Genomic DNA, 21,022 nt, shown 5'->3' with positions numbered 1-21,022 from the left:
CCCATGGCCGATACGACACTCATGAGCATCCCCGGGCAGGTTGACCCGGTTCCCGTGGCGCGTGAAATTACGCCCCGCCCCGACGGCCGCGTCGATCTGATCGGCTTGCCGAAGGACCAGATCACCGCGCTGTTTGCCGAGGCCGGGCTCGATGCCAAGCAGGCCAAGCTGCGCGCCAAGCAGGTGTTCCACTGGCTCTATCATCGCGGCGTGACCGACTTCGAGGCGATGACCGATATCGCCAAGACGATGCGCCCGTGGCTCGCCGAGCGCTTCTACATCGGCCGCCCCGAGGTGGTCGAAGCGCAGCATTCGTCCGACGGTACGCGCAAGTGGTTGCTCAAGACCCCCGACGGCCATGAATTCGAGATGGTCTTCATTCCCGATGCGGACCGCGGCACGCTATGCGTATCCAGCCAAGTGGGCTGCACGCTCAACTGCACCTTCTGCCACACCGGTACGATGAAGCTGGTGCGCAACCTGACGCCGGGCGAAATCGTCGGTCAGGTGCTGCTTGCCCGCGACGCTCTGGGCGAATGGCCCAAGGGGTCGATGGCGGGTCTCGATACCGAGGAGGACCGCAGCGAATACCGGTCGGATGGCCGCCTGCTGACCAACATCGTGATGATGGGAATGGGCGAGCCGCTCTACAATTTCGACAATGTGAAAGGCGCGCTCAAGCTGGTGATGGACGGCGCCGGGCTGGCGCTGTCGAAGCGCCGGATCACGCTGTCGACCAGCGGGGTCGTCCCCGCAATGCAGCGCTGCGGCGAGGAGATCGGCGTGAACCTCGCGGTCTCGCTCCATGCGGTGACCAAGGAAGTGCGCGACGAGATCGTGCCGATCAACCGCAAATACGGTATCGAGGAACTGCTCGAGGCCTGCGCCGCCTATCCCGGCGCAAGCAACGCCCGGCGGATCACCTTCGAATACGTCATGCTGCGCGACAAGAACGATTCCGACGAGGATGCGCATGAGCTTGTCCGGCTGATCAAGCATTACAAGCTGCCCGCGAAGGTCAATCTGATCCCGTTCAATCCGTGGCCCGGCGCGCCCTATGAATGCTCGACGCCCGAGCGGGTGAAGCGCTTCTCCGAAATCGTCTTCGATCACGGCATCAGCGCACCGGTGCGAACCCCGCGCGGGCGCGACATCGATGCCGCCTGCGGCCAGCTCAAGACCGCGGCGGAAAAGAAAAGCCGCGCCCAGCGCGATCGCGAAGCCGCTGCGGCAGAGGTCGCCGCGGGATGAGCGCCGACGCCGCGACGATCGCCTATTACCAGGCGAACGCGGCGTATTATACTTTCAGCTTCGGCCAGGCGCCGAGCCACCACCTGGATGGCTTTCTCGACCGGCTCGAACCCGGAGCGCGCGTGCTCGAACTGGGTTGCGGCGCAGGACGGGATTCCGCCCGGATCGCCGAGCGCGGCTTCGATCTCGATGCGACCGATGGCACGCCCGCAATGGTGCGCAAGGCCAATGAACGCTTCGCCGTGGGTGCGCGGGCGATGCGCTTCGACGAGCTCGATGCGGTGGATGCCTATGACGCGGTCTGGGCGCATGCCTGCCTGTTGCATGTCGCGCGCACGGACCTGCCCGCGGTGCTGGCCGCCATCCATGATGCGCTCCGTCCCGGTGGCTGGCATTTCGCCAATTACAAGCTCGGAACGGGCGAAGGCCGCGATCCGCTGGGGCGGCTGACCAATTTGCCCGGCGAGCCATGGCTCGAGAGCGCCTATCGCGTGGCGGGGTTCGCGATCGTCGACATGGTTTGCTATCGCGGCAAGGGTGCCGACGGCGTCCAGCGCGACTGGGCGGCCTTCACCCTGCGCAAGGAGCCTGCATGAAAATCGATGTCACCGCGCTGTGTGCTGGACAGCCCCAGCCCTTCAACGGCGCCGAGATGAGCGCGATCGACAAGCGTCCACTGGCAGGAACCGTCGCGATCCGCAGTTTCGGCCTCGCAGGCGACATGGTGGCCGATACCGAACATCATGGCGGGCCGGACATGGCGGTGCACCATTACCCGCGCGACCACTATGCCGAATGGGATGCGTGGCTGGGCGGGCACGACCTGCTTTCGCGCCCCGCGGCATTTGGCGAGAACATCGTTGCGGAGGGTCTGACCGAGGACGCGGTCCATATCGGCGACCGTTTCCGGCTGGGCAGCGCGCTGCTGGAAGTGAGCCAGCCGCGCAAACCGTGCTGGAAGATCGAACATCATTTCGGCCGCAAGGGCATGGTCGCGCGCATCGTCAAGCAGCACAATTGCGGCTGGTATTACCGGGTGATCGAAGAAGGCGCGGCGCAGGCCGGCGATACGCTCGAACGCGTCGAAATCGGACATGCGGTGTGGAACGTCGCGCATGTGTTCGCCAAGTTCTACGATCCGGCGCACAAGGCCACGCGCAAGGAATGCGAACAGCTGGCTGCGCTCCCCCGTTTGAGCGATGAACTGCGCGGCGAGGCGCGCGCACGGCTCCAAACCTAACGCTTTATCGCGAGATATTGCACGGTCTGTCGCGTTATTCCCAGTTCGGCGTCCCGTTCATCACAGGTTGTGGACCCGGCGCCATGTCTCGCCGTTCCCGAACCGACACAATCGCCGAACGGATACGACAATGAAGAAACTCACCCTCACTCTCGCCGCCGGAGCGCTTGCCTTTACGGGTGCCGGCCTTTCCGCCCCGGCCGCTGCGGACCCGCCCTCCTGGGCCCCCGCCCACGGCAAGCGCGCCAAGGACCGCGTCTACGACGACCGCGGACGCTATTACGAACCGCGCCGGATCAGCCGCAGCGACCGCATGTGGCGCGGCGGTGACGGCCGGTATTATTGCAAGCGCGACAACGGCACGACCGGGCTGGTGATCGGCGCCGGGGTCGGCGCGCTCGCCGGACACGAGCTTGCCGGCAACGGCGATCGCACGCTCGGCGCAATACTCGGTGGCACGGTCGGCGGGCTCGTCGGTCGCGAGATCGACCGCGGCAGCCTGCAGTGCCGGTAACCGCCTGATCCACCCCTGACCCAGCCCCCTTCCGATCCCTCGGGGGCTGTGCACGAGGCGCGTCGCCACCCTCCCCTCAGGTGGCGGCGCGCCTTTTCTTTGGTGCGCGCGGCGCTATGGTCGTAGGCGATGACTGATCCCAGGCCAGCAGTGCTCGTAACCGGTGGAGCAAGACGGATCGGTGCCGCCATCGCGCGCCGCTTTGGTGCGGCGGGCTGGCATGTCGTGATCCACTACGGCTCCTCGCGCAGCGACGCCGAACGCCTTGCCGAAACGTTGCCATCGGCGGAATGCCTCCAGTGCGACCTTGCCGATGGCGATGCGGCGGTGGCAATGGTCGAAACGCTGGCGCAGCGGCTGGGTGACTGGCGCGCACTGGTCAATTGCGCGGCGATATTCGACCCGGACCGGGTGACTGCGCTCGATCCGGAAACCAATGCGCGCACGATGCAGATCAACGCGCGCACCCCGACACGCATGGCTCAGGCCTATCTTGCCGGGGCGCAGGCCCCGGGCGGGCGGCGGGTGATCCAGCTGACCGACCAGAAGCTGGCCAATCCCAATCCCGATTTCTTCAGCTACACCATGAGCAAACATGCGGTCGCAGCGACCGTGCCGATGCTCGCGATGGGTGCGGCGGGCGCGCGCGACCGGGTCTATGCGTTGGCGCCAGGCGCCATCCTTGCCAGCCACGACCAGAGCGAGGAGGAAACCGAGATTTCGCACCGGATGAACCTGCTGGGCCGCAAGACCGGCGCCGACGAAGTGGCCGATGCCGCGCTGTTCCTTGCCGCTGGCCACCTCGCCAGCGGGCAGACGCTGTATATCGACAGCGGCCAGCACCTGCTGTCGCAGCCGCGCGACGTGATCTACCTCGCGCGCGCGGGGCAGGCAGCGTGAAGCGCCACGCGCTCAGCACCCGTCTGTGGCACTGGCTCAACCTGCTGTGTGTGGTCGTGCTGTTCATGTCCGGGCTGACGATCTCCAATGCGCATCGCCGGCTGTACTGGGGCGACTGGGGCTTTGCCCCCGAACAGGCGTGGCTGGCAGTGCCGCGCTTTCCCGACTGGATGACCATTCCGGGCTATTACAGCCTCGCAGTCGCGCGCGACTGGCACATATTGATGGCGTGGCCCTATGCGCTGGGCTTGTTGTTCATGTGGGTCGCCATGCTTGCCAATCGGCACTTCGTTCGCGACATCGCCACTCGCCGCAGCGAATGGCGTCCCGCTGCGATATGGCGCGATGTCCGCGCGCACCTGCGGCTCGAGTTCGATCACGGCGCGGGAAAATACAATTTCCTCCAGAAGCTCGCTTACGGCCTTGTACTGGGAGTGTTCCTGCCGATGATGGTCCTGACCGGCATCGCGATCAGCCCGGGGATGGAACCCACCTTCGGCTGGCTGGTCGAAGCGATGGGCGGCCGGCAATCCGCGCGTTCGCTGCACTTTATCTTCGCTTTCGCACTGGCGGGATTTTTCGTCGTCCATGTCCTGCTGGTCCTGCTGTCCGGCCCCATCGGACAGATGCGCGCGATGATCTCCGGGGGCAGCCAGGCATGAAGCGGCGCAATTTCCTCGCCACCCTGGGTGCGGCTTGCGTCGCCGGATGCAACCGGGTGGCCGATAGCCAGCCGGGCCAGGCATTGCTGGGCGCAGCGGAGAAATGGCACGAGAGCGCCCATCGGCTGCTGACCGACCGCACCGCCCTGGCGCCCGAATACCCGCGCAGCGCCATTTCGCCCTATTTCCGCGGCAATGGATCGACCGATCCGCAAACGGGCGGCTATCCGGCGCATGCGGAGGAAGGCTTTGCCAATTGGCGACTGACCGTCGGCGGGCTGGTCGAAACACCGCTCAGCCTGAGCATGGAGAATATCCGGCGGCTGCCGCAGCGCACGCAGATCACGCGGCACGACTGTGTCGAGGGGTGGAGCGCGATCGGCGAATGGACCGGACCGCAATTGTCGCTGCTGCTCGACGCTGCCGGTCTGCGCGAGGAAGCACGCTTCATCGTCTTCCGCTGCGCCGACAATCTCAACGGCCAGGACTATTACGAAAGCGTCGACCTGATCGATGCCTACCACCCGCAAACCATCGTGGCGCACCGGCTGAACGGGGAACCGCTTCCCATCCGCAATGGGGCGCCGCTGCGCATGCGGATCGAGCGCCAGCTGGGTTACAAACACGCCAAGTATCTGACCGGGATCGAAGCCGTCGCCAGCCTCGACGATATCGGGCTCGGCAAGGGCGGCTACTGGGAAGATCGCGCCGGCTACCAGTGGTATGCGGGGATCTGATCAATCGGGATAGCGGCGCTTCATCGCTTCCCAATCCGTCAGGATCATCTCTTCGAGCACTGCGAGGTCGATATCGGCCAGCTTGTTCACATAGAGGCAGCTCTTGCCGCGCGCATGCTTGCCCAGCCGCTCGAGCGAAGCGGCGTGGCGACCGCCCGTTTCCTCGTCGCAATAGCCGCCCAAGTTCTTCCTGTCTGCTGCAGGCGCAGTCTGGCACTTTGGCGGCATGCTGGAAAGCCGCTGACGCCACGCATCCGGTTGATTCCAGCTGGTTGGACACCCACATTCGCCCGGAAAGGAAAAAGCCATGGCAGGTGGTTGGGCGCGCGACGGCGCGGTACAGGACCAGATCGACGACACTATTTCCGACGCGGTCAGCGCCGCGCGGTCGCGCATGCCCGTGGGCGAAAGCGAACAGTGGTGCATCGAATGCGGCGAGGAAATTCCCGAGCGGCGGCGTCAGGCGCTCCCGGGCGTGAAGCGCTGCGTCGATTGCCAGTCGGGTCTCGATGCCAGCGCGCGCAGCACGGGGATCAACCGCCGCGGCAGCAAGGACAGCCAGCTTCGCTGAACGCTTTTCCAGGCGATACTCGGTGGGGCCCGCCCTCGCTGCGGGGTCAGGCGCTCCCTATCCACCCTCCTCGGCCTCAGAACGCGGCCAAGACATCGGCGCATGTCCGCTTGTTGCCGCCAAAGCGTGAATCGATTGCCTAGAGCCCCCTCGCCCTGCTAGCGGCGCGCCTCGAACAGTGAAGGTGCCCCAATGTCCGATATCAAACGCGTCGTCCTCGCCTATTCCGGTGGTCTCGATACCTCGGTCATCGCCAAGTGGCTCGAGGTCGAGCGCGGGCTCGAAGTTGTGACCTTCACCGCCGATCTGGGACAGGGCGAGGAAATTGAACCCGCGCGCGAGAAAGCCCGTGCAATGGGCATTCCCGACAAGCACATCTACATCGAGGACCTGCGCGAGGAGTTCGTGCGCGACTTCGTTTTCCCGATGATGCGTGCCAATGCCCGGTACGAAGGCGACTACCTGCTCGGCACCAGCATCGCGCGGCCGCTGATTTCCAAGCGCCTGGTCGAAATCGCGCGGGAAACCGATGCCGATGCGATCGCGCACGGTGCCACGGGCAAGGGCAACGACCAGGTCCGCTTCGAACTCTCGGCCTATGCGCTCGACCCGGACATCACGGTCATTGCCCCGTGGCGCGAATGGGACCTGACCAGCCGCACCGCGCTGATCGCATGGGCGGAAAAGCACCAGATCGCTGTGCCCAAGGACAAGCGCGGCGAAAGCCCGTTCTCGACCGATGCGAACCTGCTGCACACCTCGTCCGAAGGCAAGGTACTCGAGGATCCGTGGGAAGAGACCCCAGATTACGTCTATTCGCGCACCGACCATCCGGAAAACGCGCCCGACACCCCCGAATATATCGAGATCGGTTTCGAGAAGGGCGACGGCGTCTCGCTCGACGGCAAGACCATGAGCCCCGCCACGCTGCTCGCCGCGCTTAACGACCTTGGCCGCAAGCATGGCATCGGCCGGCTAGATCTTGTCGAGAACCGCTTCGTCGGGATGAAAAGCCGCGGTATGTACGAGACGCCGGGCGGCGAGATCTACGCCCGCGCACATCGCGGGATCGAACAGATCACGCTCGACCGCGGCGCCGCGCACCTGAAGGACGAACTAATGCCGCGCTATGCCGAGCTGGTCTACAATGGCTTGTGGTTCAGCCCCGAGCGCGAAATGCTGCAGGCGGCGATCGACCTCAGCCAGGAGAAGGTTTCGGGCACCGTGCGGCTCAAGCTGTACAAGGGCAATGCCATGGTGGTCGGCCGCAAGTCGGACGACACGCTCTATTCCGAAGCGCATGTGACGTTCGAGGACGATGCCGGCGCCTACGATCAGCAGGATGCGGAAGGCTTCATCAAGCTCAACGCGCTGCGCCTTAGGCTGCTTGCCAAGCGCGATCGCTGACTGCGGACCTGCCTCGGAGCAGGTTTGCGGCAGCCGGTTGAGTTGTCCACTCTCCTCCACAGCGAAAAGCTGGAAAAGTGGAAAACTTGCCCGTCCGGCGCTGGACGAATCGTTCGACCGGGCGCAGCTTTCATCTATCGGAACGGCTTGGAAAGCCAACGCGATCAGGGCTTAACGGCTTGAAATCGCTTTGGAATTCCACACCGGAAAGACATGGGGAATGCTGTCCATGTGTTTCCAGAGGCCGTATTGCGGATGGTGCAAGCCCGAAGCAAGACGGTCGATGACGGAAGCGCAAAGTTCATTGTCCATGGATCGGGCTGACCCGGTCGAATGCCGAGGAGGCGGCGCAGCTGACGGTTTCATACCCGATCCGCGCCCCTCTGCTCGAGGCTTCGGCCAGTAACGGAAAGCCGGATCGCGGCACCGCCCGGCGAAGGCCGGCTCGGCAAGGGAAGCGAGGGCTTCGGCCTGACGCACCCCGATGGGCCTGCTGGAGGGCGAGGTCGGATGCCGGTGCGAGCGCCGGTGACGGATCCTTCCGCCCCTGTCTCAGGACAGGATGGAAGGACAGGCACTGGATGCCAAGTGCTTGTCGCAAGGCAAGTCCACGCATCGGTGAGAGTGGGGTCGGCAGCGATGCCGGCCCCATTTGCATTTGCGGGGCACCGCCGATGGGCGACCCCCGAAGTTTCCACCGAGCATCGCGAGACACGACGAACTGTGGCGCCAATGGGGCAACCGGCCCCCGCCGGTGGGACTCGCCCGTTTCTATCGCCTATATCCCCGTGAACCGAACGGGAGGTCCGATCATGGTCAATCGCGCGCTACGCAGCATGGTGATACTTGCCGCACTTGCCATGCCGGCCACTGCCGCGCAGCCGCAGGAACGCACACATGCGGTGGGCGGGCAGCCGGCCTTCGAGACCAGCTTTGCGCGTTTCGAGGCGCTACCGCCCCCACCCGAACCGGCAGGCCGGGTCGTCGATCTTTCGACGATCGAACCGCCGGTCGAGGTCGCGCCCGCTGCGCGCCCTCTGGGTGTGGGTGTGGCATCCTACTACGGCCGCCGTTTCCATGGCCGCCGCACGGCCAGCGGCGAGCGCTTCGACATGCATGCGCTGACCGCGGCGCATCGCACGCTGCCGTTCGGCACGCTGGTCGAGGTGACCAACCCCAGCAGCGGGAAAAGCGTTACCGTCCGGATCAACGACCGCGGGCCGTTTCATGGCAACCGCGTGATCGACGTCAGCCGTGAGGCGGCATCGCAGCTGGGCCTGATCCGCCGCGGGCATGGCACCGTCCACCTCGCCATACTCGAACCATAGGACGGCCGGCGGGCCGCAGGTACCCCGTCGTCAGGCAGCCATTTCGGATGGCTCGGACTGTGGCGTCTCGGTGGCGGCGCTCTCGAACTGCGCCTCGACCGACAGCTTCACCGCAGCCGCGACATTGCGCACGCCGAGCTTGGTCAGCACATTCGCGCGGTGCAGCTCGACCGTGCGCGGGCTGATTCCGAGCGTCCGCGCGACTTCCTTGCTCGAATAGCCTTCGCATACGCTGGTCAGCACTTCCTTCTCGCGCGGCGAAAGCAGGTCGATGCGCTGCTTGGCGCGGGCCTGTGCCAGCGATGTCGCCGAGCCCTGCCACTTGCGCGCCATGATTGTTTCCAGGCTGCGCTGCAGCGCGTCATGCGCCGAGGGCCATTCGAGATAGCCTGCCGCACCGGCGGAGAGCGCGTCCATCACATGCGCGATGCTGGCGCCTTGCGAATAGGGAACCACCGGCAGGTACTGCCCCGCCTCGCGCAGCGCGCGCTGGGTGTCGGCCACCTGCGTGCCGGTGTCGTGGACGAGCAGCCAGCCCTGTTCGGGCCAGCGCCCGCCGAGTTCCTCGAGCGAATCCGCAGGCACCACATAGGCCATCGTGCCGAGTGCCCGCACCAGCTCGTGACGTGTCCGATAGTTGCTGTCGATGACAACAAAGGTAGAGTTTTGCATCGCGTGACGATCCCGTTCCGTCAATTCCCCCCGGGTCGGTCGAGCGATGGTCCCCCCGGCCCTGCCCATTGCCTATGATTAACGCGGTATTTTCCCTAGTCGTCTGAATGCATGTCACCCATGTGCACTACATCCATAGACACTACGTAGAGATACGTGCTGCGCAGCGCCAACGGGCCCGATGCGGTATTCATGTACGGCCCTTTGCCCGCCAACATGCCGACACGCTTGCATGTCATGCGAGTGGATGACATCCAGTGAAGGCATGCCGCAGACCGCATGCCTTCGGGGGAGGTTCGACGCACGCCATGGACGACAGCCAGGCCATCCGCCAGATCGCCGCAGCCGAGGATGAGGGCGCGGTCTTCGCGGTCGCGCGCGCCTTCTTCCGCACGCAGGGCTTCGCCGCGCTGAGCTACGCGCGCCCCTCGCGCACCGATCCGGGGCGCAGCGAGGTGACCTCCTTCGGCTTCCCCGAGGGCTTCGTCGCCAGCTACCGCGAGCGCCTCGCCGAGTACGACCCGCTGCCCGGCCTCGCCGCGCGCGCGGGCCGGCCGCTGCGGCTGGTCGACGTCGCCGAAGGGCGGCTGACCGGCAACCAGCAGCTGTTCATCGACGCGGCGCGCGAGCACGGGCTGACCGACGGCTTCCTGCTGCCGACCTTCGGCCCGCGCCAGCACATCGCGGTGTTCTCCATCACCATGATCGACCACGAGGACCGCATCGCGCATGCCGATGTGCCGATCCTCCACAGCGTCGCGCAGGCGACCCATTTGCGGATCGACCAGCTGGCGTCCGAAGAGGTCGAGCGCCCGCACCTCGCCCCGCGCGAGATCACCATCCTGCACTGGATCGCGCGCGGCAAGAGCAATGAGGAGATCGCGATGATCCTCGGCAACAAGCGCCCCACCATCGCCACGCACATCAAGCGCATCTTCGCCAAGCTCGACGTGACCGACCGCGCCTCGGCCGCGGTCAAGGGGCTCAAGTTCGGTTTGATCAATGTTTGAGTCTCTGCTTTTCGAAGCCGCATCCGCGGCTTCGTCCTCGCTAGACGTGCAGCAAGCTGCACCCGCTGCGGGCGGGCAGTCGCCCTTGCCTCGCCTGCGGCTCGGGACCAGCGCAACCTGTCCGGTGCGTACGAGAACCGGGCCGGCGGAGGCCCGGCAAGGCCGACCGGCCGCCCGCAGGGGCCCGTAGGAGCGCAGCGACGGAGGAACAGCCCCGAGGATGCGCCCGCGGATGCGGGTGCGTAACACAAAGACTCCCTCTCTCACCCCACGCTCACCCCCTACCCCTCCTCATCCTCCCCCATCCCCTCCGCCAGCGCGCGCTGCAGCTCTTCCTCGCTGGTCAGCAGCCACCACTGCGCGAGCCCCGCGCAGAAGGCCTCGATCTGCACGCCCTCGACCGCGGCGGCGTTGCCCTGTTCGTGCGGAGCGGGGGCGCCGGCGGGGCGGTCTTCCTCCATTTCGCGCAGGATCCGGCCGACGGGGGGATAGTGCGGGCAGTCGCGGCACTGCGGCCAGTCGGGCGCGTCGCAGCACGGCCCCTCGCCCGCGACGTTGATCACCGGCTCGGGCCCCTGCGCCCCGCGCCGGTAATGCTTCTGCCCGCGATCGGTCCCGTAACGCGCACCGGCGCAGTCGCAAGACGGCTCGCCCGGGTCGGAGGCTGCCCCCGCCCCCTCATCGTCCTGCGGGTCCGCCGGAGACTTTACCCGAGACATGGACCGCCTGTTACACGGTCCAGGCGAAGAAGTGCCGCGCCCCTCCTGCGCGGGCTCGGCGGGGCCGGGTTCGGCCACTTCGGGCTCGATCGGCTCGCCGCGGCGCAGCCGCAGGATCATGCCGTCGAAATCCTCCGCGAGTGCCTCGATCCGTTCATCGCCGCGCATCCGGTCGAGCCGCCCGAGATGCGCGAGCAGCAGCCGGTCGGAGACGCGCTTGCGCGAACCGACGAGGTCGCCGTGATACCACACCTCCTCCTCGACCCCGTTCATGGCGTAATCGGCGAGCTTGGCCTCGGCCGCGCCGCGCGCGACCACCAGCGCCGCATCCCAGGCGCGCCCGAAGGCGGCGCTGGCGCGGCGCGCGCGGTAGCAGGTCTGGTGCGACACCCGCGCCCGCCGCGCCGCCGCGCGCACGCTGCCGGTGGTCGCCAGCGCCTCGAGAAAGGCGACCTGCCGCTCGACCACGAACTGCCTCTGCGGCGCGCGCTCGTCCTCGGCGTGGAGGTCGGTGTGAAGGATGATGGGGTGGGTTGTGGGGGTATCGGGGGAGGAATGCATTGGTTCGCCTTGCTTGTGAGGAAGGGAGCCGAGTCATCTATACAGTGCGGGGCGTGTAGGACAGCAGGCGCGTTGCGCTCACCTTCCTACTTGCTGGCTTGCACGTCACGATCGCGTTCTAGCTAGCGCGGAGCGCTCCATCCGGGATCTTGGCGAAAATTTTCGCGATTACTTCAATGAGGTAATTACTTAGCGCGCGGAACTGATCTTCACTTACTTCTAGTTTGCTCCCATCAGTAAAATCCTCCGGGTGTACCAACTGATTTCTAGTCTTCCAAATTTTACGTCCTATCGAAGATCGGCAAAATTCTTCCGCATCCAAATCAATTCCCGCAAATACAGAGACTGTCTTCTCGAATCGGAGCAAATCCTCGTCACCGTTCAAATCGCGAAAGACCCTCTCAACTGAGTTTCCTTTAGCCTCTTTCCAAGAAAGCTTTTCCCGCAAATTACGGTAGAGATCTACCAAGCTACCCCCGATACTCAAATCCTTTGTTAGATCGAGAAGCCACGGAACATGTAGCGTTGTCTCTAAAATGCGAAAAAGTTCCATAAAAGCATACCGCCATCGCGTTGATGTGAGGACAAGATAGATACTTTCAGAACTTACCAAGTGGTTACCAAGTAGAAGATGAACCTTTCCCGCAAAAGTTTGGTCAATAATCGGAGATCGCAGATCCGATATCATCGAAGACAACTCGGAGCAAAGGGTGTAGTCGTCAACATCCTCAAGTAGCGAATCTTTCGGCAAGGTAACTACAAATGTCGGCCTATATACTTCTATTAGATCGTCAGCATTGTGCCCCTCATACGAATTCGCTTCAGCAATTTCGACGATGTTTCGCGCCTCAGCGCGGCTTTTAAATCTTGGGCGAATTGAGAAATGCGGATGAGCAAATTTCGCTAAGTATAGAAATAGGGCCTGATCTAAGTTCTCAATCACAGCCTCGTTTTCAGCGAGCCAGAAATCTAGATCAGGGTCTCGATCAATATCATCGATATAGGAGCTGAAAGCAAAAGATGTCTGATTTGCCTGCTGAAAGCGGAGAAAAAACCCTCCATTCGGAAGCGGGATCGCCGTGCTATCTGGTCGCTTCAGAGATCCGAAACGTGCAAATTGTTCATTTCGAACTTCCTTCGGCGGTGGAACAAGCCGCAGGGTGTCCACCAGATCAGTTCGACGCGACGCATCAATTAGGGGTGCGAACACCCACGGGATACAATCCCGGAAGCTAAGTTTCGCCATTTATGCTAACCAGCAAGGTTGCATACTTTCGAGCCGGTGAGCATTTCGGATTGCTTTTTGAAACGCCTTGAAAAAGAAGTCTCGCTCGAAACGGCCAACTTGCCCAGATTTGACCATCAACCTCTCATTGAGGAGAGGCAATTCTAGAAATTGCACTAGGTCTTCAGGATTCATTCTTTCCAGTTTCACGAGCAATAAGTTCAGCGATTTCTTGACATCTGATAGCTTTGTGCGAACGTCGCCCCATTCCACTCCGAAACCTGGCTCGTCCATGATCGCTACCGCAATTGCATTCACGAACCCGACGAGCGCCGGATACGAATTAAAGAATGCCTTACCTTCTTGAATGCGTGCAGTTTTATCGAGACCCGAAGGCGCAGCCCGACTAAACTCACGATCAAAGGCTGCTAGAAGTTCAAGTGTCTCGATAAAGGCTGGAAGAAAATCGTCGTGCGAGCTTGCTTCAATAGTGTCGATGCGGGCAAAATCTTCAGCAATGCGGTCCTTGAGATCGAATTCCATCCTACGAGATGCGAAAGAAAGAAAAAGGCGAATAATCACGCTAGCCTGATATTGGGCAGACTCGCGCCGCCGACGCTCATCATCGCGCTTAAAGATCGCTATATCGTTCCCGATTTCACTTTTTATCTTTTGAAGGAACTGCGCGTAAATTGTTTCGAGCTGGCGGGCAATCTCCCATGGTACTTGTCCAGTATTAAGAACAAGCATCCTATACACGAGACTGCTTAGATTTCCAGATATCCAGAATTCAAAACGCTGCTTTGATCGTGAGAAGAAATCTCCGTCCTCAACCCCGGCCTCTAGGAACGCCGTTGTGCGCTGCATCCCGTCAATGATGGAGACACTCTCATGCGGAAGCTCGGAAATCTGATCGATCAGTCCGTCCAGCGTTTCCGCATTTTCTATCTTCTTAAGCTTCTCATGATCCAGACAAAGGACGCCGATGACAACGGGCGGCACTATCGCCCCCTGTTTTAAATCCCCGACCAGCCTGTCTCGTATAGTCAGAGCTGTCTTTGTCTTCAAAGCAGGACGTTGTCCTTCGAGGCCTCCCTTATCTTCGTATGCTGGAGCTACGATCGATAGGAAATCACCGACTTTCATCGTCGTCATGACAGAAAGGCAATCTACACGTTCGTCTCGAAGAAATTCCATACAGGTCTCAGATGGTGATCTTTAAGGCACCTATGCGGGCGCACAGCACTGTTAGCAAGTCTTTCGCCCGTCGCGACCGCGATAGCAAGTCATCACTCCGCAGCCTCCTGCTGCCGCTCCGCACTCTTGGCCAGCATCGGCCTGAGATACTGCCCCGTGTAGCTCCTCTCTACCGCAGCCACCTCCTCCGGCCCCGGCCTACGCCGGGGCAGGCTCGTTCCGGGTTGCGCGATCCAGAAGCGGCTTGAGGTAGTGGCCCGTGTAGCTACCCTCGACGGTCGCGACGTGTTCCGGAACGCCCTCCGCGACAACCTGGCCGCCACGCACACCGCCGCCCGGCCCAAGATCGAGCACATGGTCGGCGGTCTTGATCACATCGAGATTGTGTTCGATCACCACCACCGAATTGCCCTGCTCGACCAGCCGGTGGAGCACTTCGAGCAGTTTGCGCACGTCCTCGAAATGCAGGCCCGTGGTGGGCTCGTCGAGGATGTAGAGCGTCTGCCCGGTGCTGCGCTTGGCGAGTTCCTTCGCGAGCTTGACGCGCTGCGCCTCGCCGCCCGACAGCGTCGTCGCCTGCTGGCCGACCTTGACGTAGCCGAGGCCCACCTCGTTGAGCATGTGCATCTTGTCGCGGATCGGCGGGACCGCCTTGAAGAATTCCTCCGCATCCTCGATCGTCATGTCGAGCACGTCGGCGATCGAGTGGCCCTTGAACTTCACCTCGAGCGTTTCGCGGTTGTAGCGCTTGCCGCCGCATTGTTCGCAGGTGACGTAGACGTCGGGCAGGAAGTGCATCTCGATCTTGATGAGACCGTCGCCCTGGCACGCCTCGCAGCGGCCACCCTTGACGTTGAAGCTGAAGCGCCCGGGCTTGTAGCCGCGTGCCTGGCTTTCGGGGAGGCCCGCGAACCAGTCGCGGATCTGGGTGAAGGCGCCGGTGTAGGTGGCGGGGTTGGAGCGCGGGGTGCGGCCGATGGGCGACTGGTCGATCTCGATCACCTTGTCGCAATATTCGAGCCCGGTGACCTTGTCGTGCGCGCCCGCGACGATGCGCGCGCCGTTGAGCTCGCGTGCGGCGGAGGCGTAGAGCGTGTCGATGGTGAAGCTGGACTTGCCCGAGCCCGAAACGCCGGTGACGCAGGTGAAGGTGCCCAGCGGCAGGCTGGCGGTGACGTTGGCGAGGTTATTGGCGCGCGCGCCGTGGACGGTGAGCTTGTGCCCGTTGCCCTTGCGCCGTTTGGCGGGGACCGCGATCTCGCGGCGGCCGGTGAGATAGGCGGCGGTGAGCGATTTCTTGTTCTTGAGCACCTGCTTGAGCGTGCCTTCGGCAACCACCTCGCCGCCGTGAACCCCCGCCCCGGGGCCGAGATCGACCACGTAATCGGCGGCGCGGATCGCGTCTTCGTCATGCTCGACCACGATCACCGTATTGCCGAGGTCGCGCAGGCGCTTCAGCGTTTCGAGCAGCCGGTCGTTGTCGCGCTGGTGGAGGCCGATGCTGGGTTCGTCGAGAACGTAGAGCACGCCCGACAGCCCGCTGCCGATTTGGCTCGCGAGGCGGATGCGCTGGCTCTCGCCCCCGCTCAGCGTACCTGAAGTGCGGTCGAGGTTGAGATAGTCGAGCCCGACATTGTCGAGGAAGCCCAACCGCTCGTTGATTTCCTTGAGGATGGCCTTGGCGATCTGCGCCTGCTGGTCGGTCAGGTGCCCGTCGAGCCCGAGGAACCACGCCTTGGCATCGGCAACGCTCATCTGCGTGGGGGTGGCGATGTCGGTCGGGCCCGCGGGGCCGGGGATCTTGACGCTGAGCGCCTTGGGGTTGAGCCGCTTGCCATTGCAGGTCTCGCAGGGCTGAGCGGTCTGGAACTTGGCCAGCTCCTCGCGCATCCACGCGCTCTCGGTCTGGAGCATTCGGCGGTTGAGATTGCCGATCACGCCCTCGAACGGCTTCTTGACGGTGTAGCTCTTGCGCCCGTCCTTGAAGGTCAGCGGGATCGCGCGGCCTTTTGTGCCGTGGAGGATGATGTCGCGGATCTCGGCGTCGAACTCCTGCCACGGGGTGGTCAGGTCGAACTCGTATTCCTTCGCGAGGGAGGCGAGCACCTGCATGTAATAGGGCGACGGCGGGTTGCTCTTCGCCCAAGGCACTACCGCGCCCTTCTTGAGGCTGAGCGCTTCGTTGGGGACGACCAGCTGCGGGTCGAACAGCTGCTTTTCGCCGATGCCGTCGCAAGTCGGGCAGGCACCCTGCGGCGCGTTGAAGGAGAACAGGCGCGGTTCGACTTCCTCGATCGTGAAGCCGCTGACCGGGCAGGAGAATTTCTCGGAAAAGACGATGCGGTTGGCGGGCAGCCCCGCGCCCTTCATTGCGCCGCCGGCCGCGGCTTCCTCGTCCTCGCGCCCCGGCACCGCGCCATCGGCGAGATCGACATAGGCGAGCCCTTCGGCCAGCTTGAGCGCGGTCTCGAAACTGTCGGCAAGGCGGGTCTCGATGCCCTCCTTCACCGCGAGCCGGTCGACCACCACCTCGATGTCGTGCTTGAACTTCTTGTCGAGCGCGGGCGCGTCCTCGATCGCATGAAGCTCGCCGTCGATGCGCACGCGGGTGAAGCCCGCCTTCTGCCATTCGGCCAGTTCCTTGCGGTATTCGCCCTTGCGCCCGCGCACCACGGGGGCGAGCAGGTAGATGCGTGTGCCCTCGGGCAGTTCCATTACCCGGTCGACCATGTTGGAGACGGTCTGCGCCTCGATCGGCAGTCCCGTGGCGGGCGAATAGGGTACGCCCACGCGCGCCCACAGCAGGCGCATGTAGTCGTAGATCTCGGTCACTGTCGCGACGGTCGAGCGCGGGTTGCGGCTGGTGGTCTTCTGCTCGATCGAGATCGCGGGTGAGAGCCCGTCGATATGCTCGACATCGGGCTTCTGCATCATCTCGAGGAACTGGCGCGCATAGGCGCTGAGGCTCTCGACATAGCGCCGCTGCCCTTCGGCATAGATCGTGTCGAAGGCGAGGCTCGACTTGCCCGAACCGCTGAGGCCGGTGATCACGATCAGGCTGTCGCGCGGCAGATCGATGTCGACGCCCTTGAGATTGTGTTCACGCGCGCCGCGGACGGAAATTTTGGTGAGTGCCATGAAGGAAACGTGTTCCCGAATTGTTCGCTAGGGTCAAGGGCGGGTACGGGCCGAACGCAAGGGCGGCCGCAGTGGTGCCGCGAATGTGGGTTCGCCGGCGCGATTTACAACGCTGCCGATCGATTGCAGCGGGCAGCGGGCACCGATCGATTGGCAAACCATTGTCACAATCGAGCTACCGGTAGGGGCACGGTCGTGGCAGGCTACTACATGGTGATTTTCGCGTTGGAGTTCGTTAACCAATCGGCGCTATGCCGCAGCGCCCGCGATGCGCGGGACACGAAGGGTCGCACCATTGTTCACCGATAGCCGTTTTGACGACACTGCGAGCCAGGGGCTCACGCGGCTGGCGGTCGATCCTTTCGAGATCGAGCGCGAGGCGGTCATTGCCATGCTCGAGCGCGAGCGTCGCTCAGTTCTGGCGAGCATGATCGGGCTGGCCATGCTCGCCGCCGGTGTCGCCATGCTGCCCAACGCGGCTGCCATGACAGTCCTCCTGCTGCTGCGTGCGGCGTCCTTCGTCTATACGCACAAGGCTGTCGGCGAGCTCGAACGCGTGATGCGAGCACGCAAGCCAGCGCAATCGGCCAGACGGGTCGTCCTGTTCGCCATGTGTCTGACCGGCATCACGCTGGCGCTGATGCTGTGGCCGCCGCCGCCCGACAGTTCGGTCGTGGCCGTCAATCTGGTGCGCGGCGTAGTGGTAATCGTCGTGACGCTCATCGCCGTCACCCTTGCCGCCCTGCCAGTGGCACGCGACGCCATGTTGGCGAGCTTCTGGCTCACCGTGCTGGGGATGATTATCCTGCATCCCGGCGTGCAGCATCCTGCGCTGGTGGTCATGCTTGCGCTGATCGTCATCGGGATACGCATCTACAGCGCTTCCACCGGCGAGCACATCCAGAGCGCGGCGAAAGTGCTGGTCGAGAACCGCCAGTTGTCGGAAGACCTGGCCGATGCGCTGGCGCATGCGGAATTCCTCAGCTGGCGCGATCCGCTTACGGGTCTGTTCAACCGCCGCAAGCTGTTCGAGGAAACGCGGATCGAACGCAGCACCCAGCCGCGCCACCTGATGACCATCGATCTCGACCGGTTCAAAGCGATCAACGACACTTACGGTCACGGCGTGGGCGACCACGTGCTGATCGCGACGGCCGATGCCATTCGCGAATGGGGCGGCACCCTGCCCGCAGCCGCCGGGCACCAGGCGTTCCGGCTGGGCGGCGAGGAATTCCTCGTGATCACGCGCGGGCTGGACGATGGCGCGGCGGCCGACGCTGCCGAACGCCTCCGCAGCGCGATCGCGCAGATCGCCCGCGGGTTCAGCGAGCACCCCGATATCCGTATTTCGGCCTCGATCGGCCTGACCGGCTGGCGCTTCGGCGAGGGCCTGGACGATGCGCTGCTGCGTGCCGATGCAGCGTGCTACGAAGCGAAGAACACCGGCCGCAACCGCGTGCGCCGCGCCGCCTGACGGGCACCCCCCACCGACCGGGCGTTGCCCCGCCGGGACGAGCCGAGGACCATCGAGCCGCCCCACCCGTTGATTGGGAAAGACCGACACCGCGCCGGGTTCACGAAATCGCGTACCCCGGACCAGACTTGCAGGTGTCTTCATTCGAATATCAACGAAAGGTGCCCTGCCAATGGAAATGGACACCGCGCACAGGAAGCAATCATCAGGCCCCAACGGGCAGAACACAGCGCGAAACAACCGGAACGCCGACGCACTGCAGGCGATTCTCGACGAACTGGACCGGCCGCTCGACGCGGTCGACTGGTCGCATACGACATTGCGCGGCAGCCGCGGCGAAGGCCCGCGAAGCCTGCTCAAGCGGCTGCGCCGCGAACGCCAGCACCGCCGTGAATTGCGCCGTGCGCGCCGGGCCGCCGCACAGGCCTTCGATGTCAGGCCGCAGCTATCGACCCGCAAGCGGGCAACACTGATGCTGGGTGCGGGGGCGCTCGGCCTTGCAGCCTTTACCGGCCCGCCCCGCCCTGCGCCCGTCGCCCCGTCCAATACGGCAGACATGACCGCGCAATATGCCGAAGGCGTGCGCAAGCCGGCACCGCTGCTGACAGCGAGCGACACGTTCAAACAGGCGCTGATCGAAGAAGAAGGCGTGCGCTACACCGTCTACCGCGATGTCGCGGGCTACCCCACGGTGGGCGTCGGCCATCTGGTCGAACCGGAAGACAGGCTGCGCGTCGGTGACCGGGTCAGCGAGGAACGGGTGCTGGCCTTTCTCGATGCCGATCTCGCCGAAGCCGAGGATGGCGTGCGCCAGCTGGTCGGCGACCTGCCGCTGCACCAGCACGAATTCGATGCGCTTCTCGACCTGGTTTACAATGTCGGTATCGGCAATGTGTCGCCGAGCGAGAGCCCGCGGCTGAACGCCGCGATCGATGCCGGCGATTACGACGCGATCGCGGCCGAGCTGGACTATACGCATGCCGGCGGCCAATTCGCCAAGGGCTTGCAATATCGCAGCGAACGTCGCGCGAAAATCTTCATGGAAGCGGCCTATGAAGACCCGCGCGAGATGCCCGGGCTCGCCTCCACCTGATCGCTTTCAGCTCATCATCCACGGGATTCTCCGCCAAAGGCGGCGGACTGTCCCCAACCGTCCTGTAGACCCGAACCATGTACCACCGCCTTTTCGTCGGCATCCGCCCGCCCGCAGCGATCCGCGACGCGCTGATCGACCTGATGGAGGGCGTCGATGCGTTGCGGTGGCAGGATGACGACCAACTGCATGTTACGCTGCGTTACATCGGTGAGGTCGACGCCCATCTGGCGGACGAGCTGGCCGAGCGCCTGCGCGCTGCCGCCCTCCCCCGCTTCCGGATGGCGCTTTCGGGCACCGGTATCTTCGTCCGCAGTGGCCGCACGCATACGCTGTGGGCGGGCGTGGAACCCAACGTCGCCTTGCAGCGCCTGCGGCGCCGGATCGAACAGATCTGCATTGCCGCCGGCGTTGAACCCGATCACCGCAAGTACCATCCGCATGTCACCCTTGCGCGCACCAACCGAGCCAGCGGCTCGCTCGAGCCATTCCTGGCCCGGACCGCGGGCTTGCGTCTTGGTCCGTGGGAGGTCGATGCCTATCTGTTGTACGAAAGCTTCCTGCGTCCCGAAGGCTCTGTCTACGAGCCCGTAATGCGATATGCGCTGGAACTGGAATGAAACCGACAACCGCCTTTCCCCTGTCGCTGACCCTTGGTTGCGCGCTCGCCGGGTGCATGCCCGAGGACGAGCGCGAGAGCGAAGTGCGCGCCCACCTGCTTGCCGAAGGCAGCGCACAGCCCGACGATTGCCTGCTGCTGGTGTGGTCCGCGCAGGAGGAACGCCGCACCGAATTCGACCGCGCGCACGATATCGTCGACGGCGGCGCGATTTCCTGCGCAACCGGCACCAGCGCGAGCCAGTTCGAGGCCGCGATCGCTGCATTGCGCGCCGCAGCGCGCAGCGGCGACAAGGCAAAGCTGCTGCGCGAGGTCGGCCTGCCGCTGCTGTATATCGACGGCGATGGAGACCGCCGCGAGATCGCCGATCGCGCCGGGATCGAAGCAGTGTTCGACGAAATTTTCGATGCCGACATGCTTGCGCTGCTGGAACGGCTGGACCTGTCGCAAATGAGCGTGGCGAAAGACCAGGGCGGGTTTTTCGAACTGGGTGCAGTATGGCTGGTGGTCGACCGCGAAGGCGGCCGTCCGCGGCTGATGACCGTCAATCGCCGCGCGCTGGGCGAGGCGCGTGACGCAGCGGCTGCGCCAGCCGGTCGGAACCAGCGTTAGCACGTGCCGTTCGACCAATGTAGGAAACGCGCCGACCGGTGACGTGTCCGCGCTTGCGCGCGCGTGCCGGGGCGTCCATCCGCGCAAGTCAT

General features: G+C 64.0%; 21 protein-coding genes. 15 read left to right on the top strand and 6 right to left on the bottom strand.

Annotated features, from left to right (window positions below):
* Positions 1–3: 3 nt before the first annotated feature.
* The 7 genes from rlmN to GRI55_RS06880 all read left to right on the top strand — a co-directional run bounded on the left by rlmN (position 4) and on the right by GRI55_RS06880 (position 5,304).
* Complete coding sequence (gene rlmN, locus GRI55_RS06910; protein WP_160766644.1) at positions 4–1,251, top strand: dual-specificity RNA methyltransferase RlmN; 1,248 nt, start codon at positions 4–6, stop codon at positions 1,249–1,251.
* On the top strand, positions 1,248–1,847 hold the full coding sequence (locus GRI55_RS06905; protein WP_160766643.1) for a class I SAM-dependent methyltransferase: 600 nt from the start codon (positions 1,248–1,250) through the stop codon (positions 1,845–1,847). Before rlmN ends, GRI55_RS06905 begins: the two co-directional genes overlap by 4 nt.
* Positions 1,844–2,491, top strand: coding sequence for an MOSC domain-containing protein (locus tag GRI55_RS06900; protein WP_160766642.1), 648 nt, complete (start codon positions 1,844–1,846; stop codon positions 2,489–2,491). The genes GRI55_RS06905 and GRI55_RS06900 overlap by 4 nt, the downstream gene beginning before the upstream one ends.
* Positions 2,492–2,621: 130 nt before the next feature.
* Positions 2,622–3,005 carry a glycine zipper 2TM domain-containing protein gene (locus GRI55_RS06895; RefSeq protein WP_160766641.1) on the top strand — a complete coding sequence of 128 codons (384 nt, stop codon included), beginning with the start codon at positions 2,622–2,624 and terminating at the stop codon, positions 3,003–3,005.
* A gap of 129 nt (positions 3,006–3,134) precedes the next feature.
* A complete protein-coding gene (locus tag GRI55_RS06890; RefSeq protein WP_160766640.1) occupies positions 3,135–3,905 on the top strand; it encodes an SDR family oxidoreductase in 771 nt (256 codons plus the stop codon).
* The gene (locus GRI55_RS06885) at positions 3,902–4,567 is read left to right on the top strand and encodes a cytochrome b/b6 domain-containing protein (protein WP_063510596.1); all 666 of its coding nucleotides are present in this window, start codon (positions 3,902–3,904) and stop codon (positions 4,565–4,567) included. The genes GRI55_RS06890 and GRI55_RS06885 overlap by 4 nt, the downstream gene beginning before the upstream one ends.
* On the top strand, positions 4,564–5,304 hold the full coding sequence (locus tag GRI55_RS06880) for a molybdopterin-dependent oxidoreductase (protein WP_160766639.1): 741 nt from the start codon (positions 4,564–4,566) through the stop codon (positions 5,302–5,304). The genes GRI55_RS06885 and GRI55_RS06880 overlap by 4 nt, the downstream gene beginning before the upstream one ends.
* On the opposite strand, the gene GRI55_RS06875 is transcribed toward GRI55_RS06880, so the two are convergent.
* Positions 5,305–5,487: a hypothetical protein gene (locus GRI55_RS06875; protein WP_202392398.1), complete on the bottom strand. Its 183-nt coding sequence runs from the start codon at positions 5,485–5,487 to the stop codon at positions 5,305–5,307. It lies immediately after the preceding gene.
* Between the two features lie 124 nt (positions 5,488–5,611).
* Here GRI55_RS06875 and GRI55_RS06870 point away from each other — a divergent pair, with 124 nt between their 5' ends.
* From GRI55_RS06870 to GRI55_RS06860, 3 genes are all read left to right on the top strand, one after another.
* Positions 5,612–5,875: a DksA/TraR family C4-type zinc finger protein gene (locus GRI55_RS06870; RefSeq protein WP_160766638.1), complete on the top strand. Its 264-nt coding sequence runs from the start codon at positions 5,612–5,614 to the stop codon at positions 5,873–5,875.
* Between the two features lie 192 nt (positions 5,876–6,067).
* Complete coding sequence (locus tag GRI55_RS06865) at positions 6,068–7,282, top strand: argininosuccinate synthase (protein WP_160766637.1); 1,215 nt, start codon at positions 6,068–6,070, stop codon at positions 7,280–7,282.
* 812 nt (positions 7,283–8,094) lie between these two features.
* On the top strand, positions 8,095–8,610 hold the full coding sequence (locus GRI55_RS06860) for a septal ring lytic transglycosylase RlpA family protein (protein WP_160766636.1): 516 nt from the start codon (positions 8,095–8,097) through the stop codon (positions 8,608–8,610).
* Between the two features lie 30 nt (positions 8,611–8,640).
* Here GRI55_RS06860 and GRI55_RS06855 read toward each other — a convergent pair whose 3' ends face one another.
* Positions 8,641–9,282 carry a response regulator transcription factor gene (locus GRI55_RS06855; RefSeq protein ID WP_160766635.1) on the bottom strand — a complete coding sequence of 214 codons (642 nt, stop codon included), beginning with the start codon at positions 9,280–9,282 and terminating at the stop codon, positions 8,641–8,643.
* Between the two features lie 308 nt (positions 9,283–9,590).
* Between GRI55_RS06855 and GRI55_RS06850 the strand changes: the two genes are divergently transcribed.
* A complete protein-coding gene (locus GRI55_RS06850) occupies positions 9,591–10,292 on the top strand; it encodes a helix-turn-helix transcriptional regulator (protein ID WP_063505782.1) in 702 nt (233 codons plus the stop codon).
* Positions 10,293–10,573: 281 nt separating this feature from the next.
* On the opposite strand, the gene GRI55_RS06845 is transcribed toward GRI55_RS06850, so the two are convergent.
* The 4 genes from GRI55_RS06845 to uvrA form a co-directional block, all read right to left on the bottom strand.
* Positions 10,574–11,572 carry a hypothetical protein gene (locus GRI55_RS06845; protein ID WP_160766634.1) on the bottom strand — a complete coding sequence of 333 codons (999 nt, stop codon included), beginning with the start codon at positions 11,570–11,572 and terminating at the stop codon, positions 10,574–10,576.
* Between the two features lie 118 nt (positions 11,573–11,690).
* Positions 11,691–12,818 carry a hypothetical protein gene (locus GRI55_RS06840; RefSeq protein WP_160766633.1) on the bottom strand — a complete coding sequence of 376 codons (1,128 nt, stop codon included), beginning with the start codon at positions 12,816–12,818 and terminating at the stop codon, positions 11,691–11,693.
* Complete coding sequence (locus GRI55_RS06835; protein ID WP_160766632.1) at positions 12,819–13,952, bottom strand: hypothetical protein; 1,134 nt, start codon at positions 13,950–13,952, stop codon at positions 12,819–12,821.
* A 240-nt stretch (positions 13,953–14,192) separates the two neighbouring features.
* Positions 14,193–17,132 (bottom strand): excinuclease ABC subunit UvrA, encoded by a 2,940-nt coding sequence (gene uvrA / locus GRI55_RS06830; RefSeq protein ID WP_160766631.1) that lies wholly within the window; start codon positions 17,130–17,132, stop codon positions 14,193–14,195.
* A 295-nt stretch (positions 17,133–17,427) separates the two neighbouring features.
* Between uvrA and GRI55_RS06825 the strand changes: the two genes are divergently transcribed.
* The 4 genes from GRI55_RS06825 to GRI55_RS06810 all read left to right on the top strand — a co-directional run bounded on the left by GRI55_RS06825 (position 17,428) and on the right by GRI55_RS06810 (position 20,930).
* The gene (locus tag GRI55_RS06825; RefSeq protein WP_160766630.1) at positions 17,428–18,606 is read left to right on the top strand and encodes a GGDEF domain-containing protein; all 1,179 of its coding nucleotides are present in this window, start codon (positions 17,428–17,430) and stop codon (positions 18,604–18,606) included.
* A 172-nt stretch (positions 18,607–18,778) separates the two neighbouring features.
* On the top strand, positions 18,779–19,699 hold the full coding sequence (locus tag GRI55_RS06820) for a lysozyme (RefSeq protein WP_237452443.1): 921 nt from the start codon (positions 18,779–18,781) through the stop codon (positions 19,697–19,699).
* A gap of 77 nt (positions 19,700–19,776) precedes the next feature.
* Positions 19,777–20,319: an RNA 2',3'-cyclic phosphodiesterase gene (thpR, locus tag GRI55_RS06815; RefSeq protein WP_160766629.1), complete on the top strand. Its 543-nt coding sequence runs from the start codon at positions 19,777–19,779 to the stop codon at positions 20,317–20,319.
* Positions 20,316–20,930, top strand: a complete 615-nt coding sequence (locus GRI55_RS06810; protein ID WP_202392397.1) for a hypothetical protein — start codon at positions 20,316–20,318, stop codon at positions 20,928–20,930. Before thpR ends, GRI55_RS06810 begins: the two co-directional genes overlap by 4 nt.
* The last annotated feature ends 92 nt before the right edge of the window (positions 20,931–21,022 follow it).

The organism is Qipengyuania citrea, assembly GCF_009828015.1.
Lineage (GTDB): Bacteria > Pseudomonadota > Alphaproteobacteria > Sphingomonadales > Sphingomonadaceae > Qipengyuania > Qipengyuania citrea.
Note: the sequence above shows the minus strand (reverse complement) of the source record. Positions and strands in the feature narration are given on the sequence as shown.

What these genes read in the sequence shown, in the direction of transcription:
- GRI55_RS06835 (WP_160766632.1), bottom strand. Translation starts at nt 13,952, where the DNA reads ATGACGACGATGAAAGTCGGTGATTTCCTATCGATCGTAGCTCCAGCA.
- GRI55_RS06850 (WP_063505782.1), top strand. Translation starts at nt 9,591, where the DNA reads ATGGACGACAGCCAGGCCATCCGCCAGATCGCCGCAGCCGAGGATGAG.
- uvrA (WP_160766631.1), bottom strand. Translation starts at nt 17,132, where the DNA reads ATGGCACTCACCAAAATTTCCGTCCGCGGCGCGCGTGAACACAATCTC.
- GRI55_RS06865 (WP_160766637.1), top strand. Translation starts at nt 6,068, where the DNA reads ATGTCCGATATCAAACGCGTCGTCCTCGCCTATTCCGGTGGTCTCGAT.
- thpR (WP_160766629.1), top strand. Translation starts at nt 19,777, where the DNA reads ATGTACCACCGCCTTTTCGTCGGCATCCGCCCGCCCGCAGCGATCCGC.
- GRI55_RS06900 (WP_160766642.1), top strand. Translation starts at nt 1,844, where the DNA reads ATGAAAATCGATGTCACCGCGCTGTGTGCTGGACAGCCCCAGCCCTTC.
- GRI55_RS06880 (WP_160766639.1), top strand. Translation starts at nt 4,564, where the DNA reads ATGAAGCGGCGCAATTTCCTCGCCACCCTGGGTGCGGCTTGCGTCGCC.
- GRI55_RS06810 (WP_202392397.1), top strand. Translation starts at nt 20,316, where the DNA reads ATGAAACCGACAACCGCCTTTCCCCTGTCGCTGACCCTTGGTTGCGCG.
- GRI55_RS06820 (WP_237452443.1), top strand. Translation starts at nt 18,779, where the DNA reads ATGGAAATGGACACCGCGCACAGGAAGCAATCATCAGGCCCCAACGGG.
- GRI55_RS06860 (WP_160766636.1), top strand. Translation starts at nt 8,095, where the DNA reads ATGGTCAATCGCGCGCTACGCAGCATGGTGATACTTGCCGCACTTGCC.
- GRI55_RS06895 (WP_160766641.1), top strand. Translation starts at nt 2,622, where the DNA reads ATGAAGAAACTCACCCTCACTCTCGCCGCCGGAGCGCTTGCCTTTACG.
- GRI55_RS06855 (WP_160766635.1), bottom strand. Translation starts at nt 9,282, where the DNA reads ATGCAAAACTCTACCTTTGTTGTCATCGACAGCAACTATCGGACACGT.
- GRI55_RS06870 (WP_160766638.1), top strand. Translation starts at nt 5,612, where the DNA reads ATGGCAGGTGGTTGGGCGCGCGACGGCGCGGTACAGGACCAGATCGAC.
- GRI55_RS06840 (WP_160766633.1), bottom strand. Translation starts at nt 12,818, where the DNA reads ATGGCGAAACTTAGCTTCCGGGATTGTATCCCGTGGGTGTTCGCACCC.
- GRI55_RS06890 (WP_160766640.1), top strand. Translation starts at nt 3,135, where the DNA reads ATGACTGATCCCAGGCCAGCAGTGCTCGTAACCGGTGGAGCAAGACGG.
- rlmN (WP_160766644.1), top strand. Translation starts at nt 4, where the DNA reads ATGGCCGATACGACACTCATGAGCATCCCCGGGCAGGTTGACCCGGTT.
- GRI55_RS06905 (WP_160766643.1), top strand. Translation starts at nt 1,248, where the DNA reads ATGAGCGCCGACGCCGCGACGATCGCCTATTACCAGGCGAACGCGGCG.
- GRI55_RS06845 (WP_160766634.1), bottom strand. Translation starts at nt 11,572, where the DNA reads ATGCATTCCTCCCCCGATACCCCCACAACCCACCCCATCATCCTTCAC.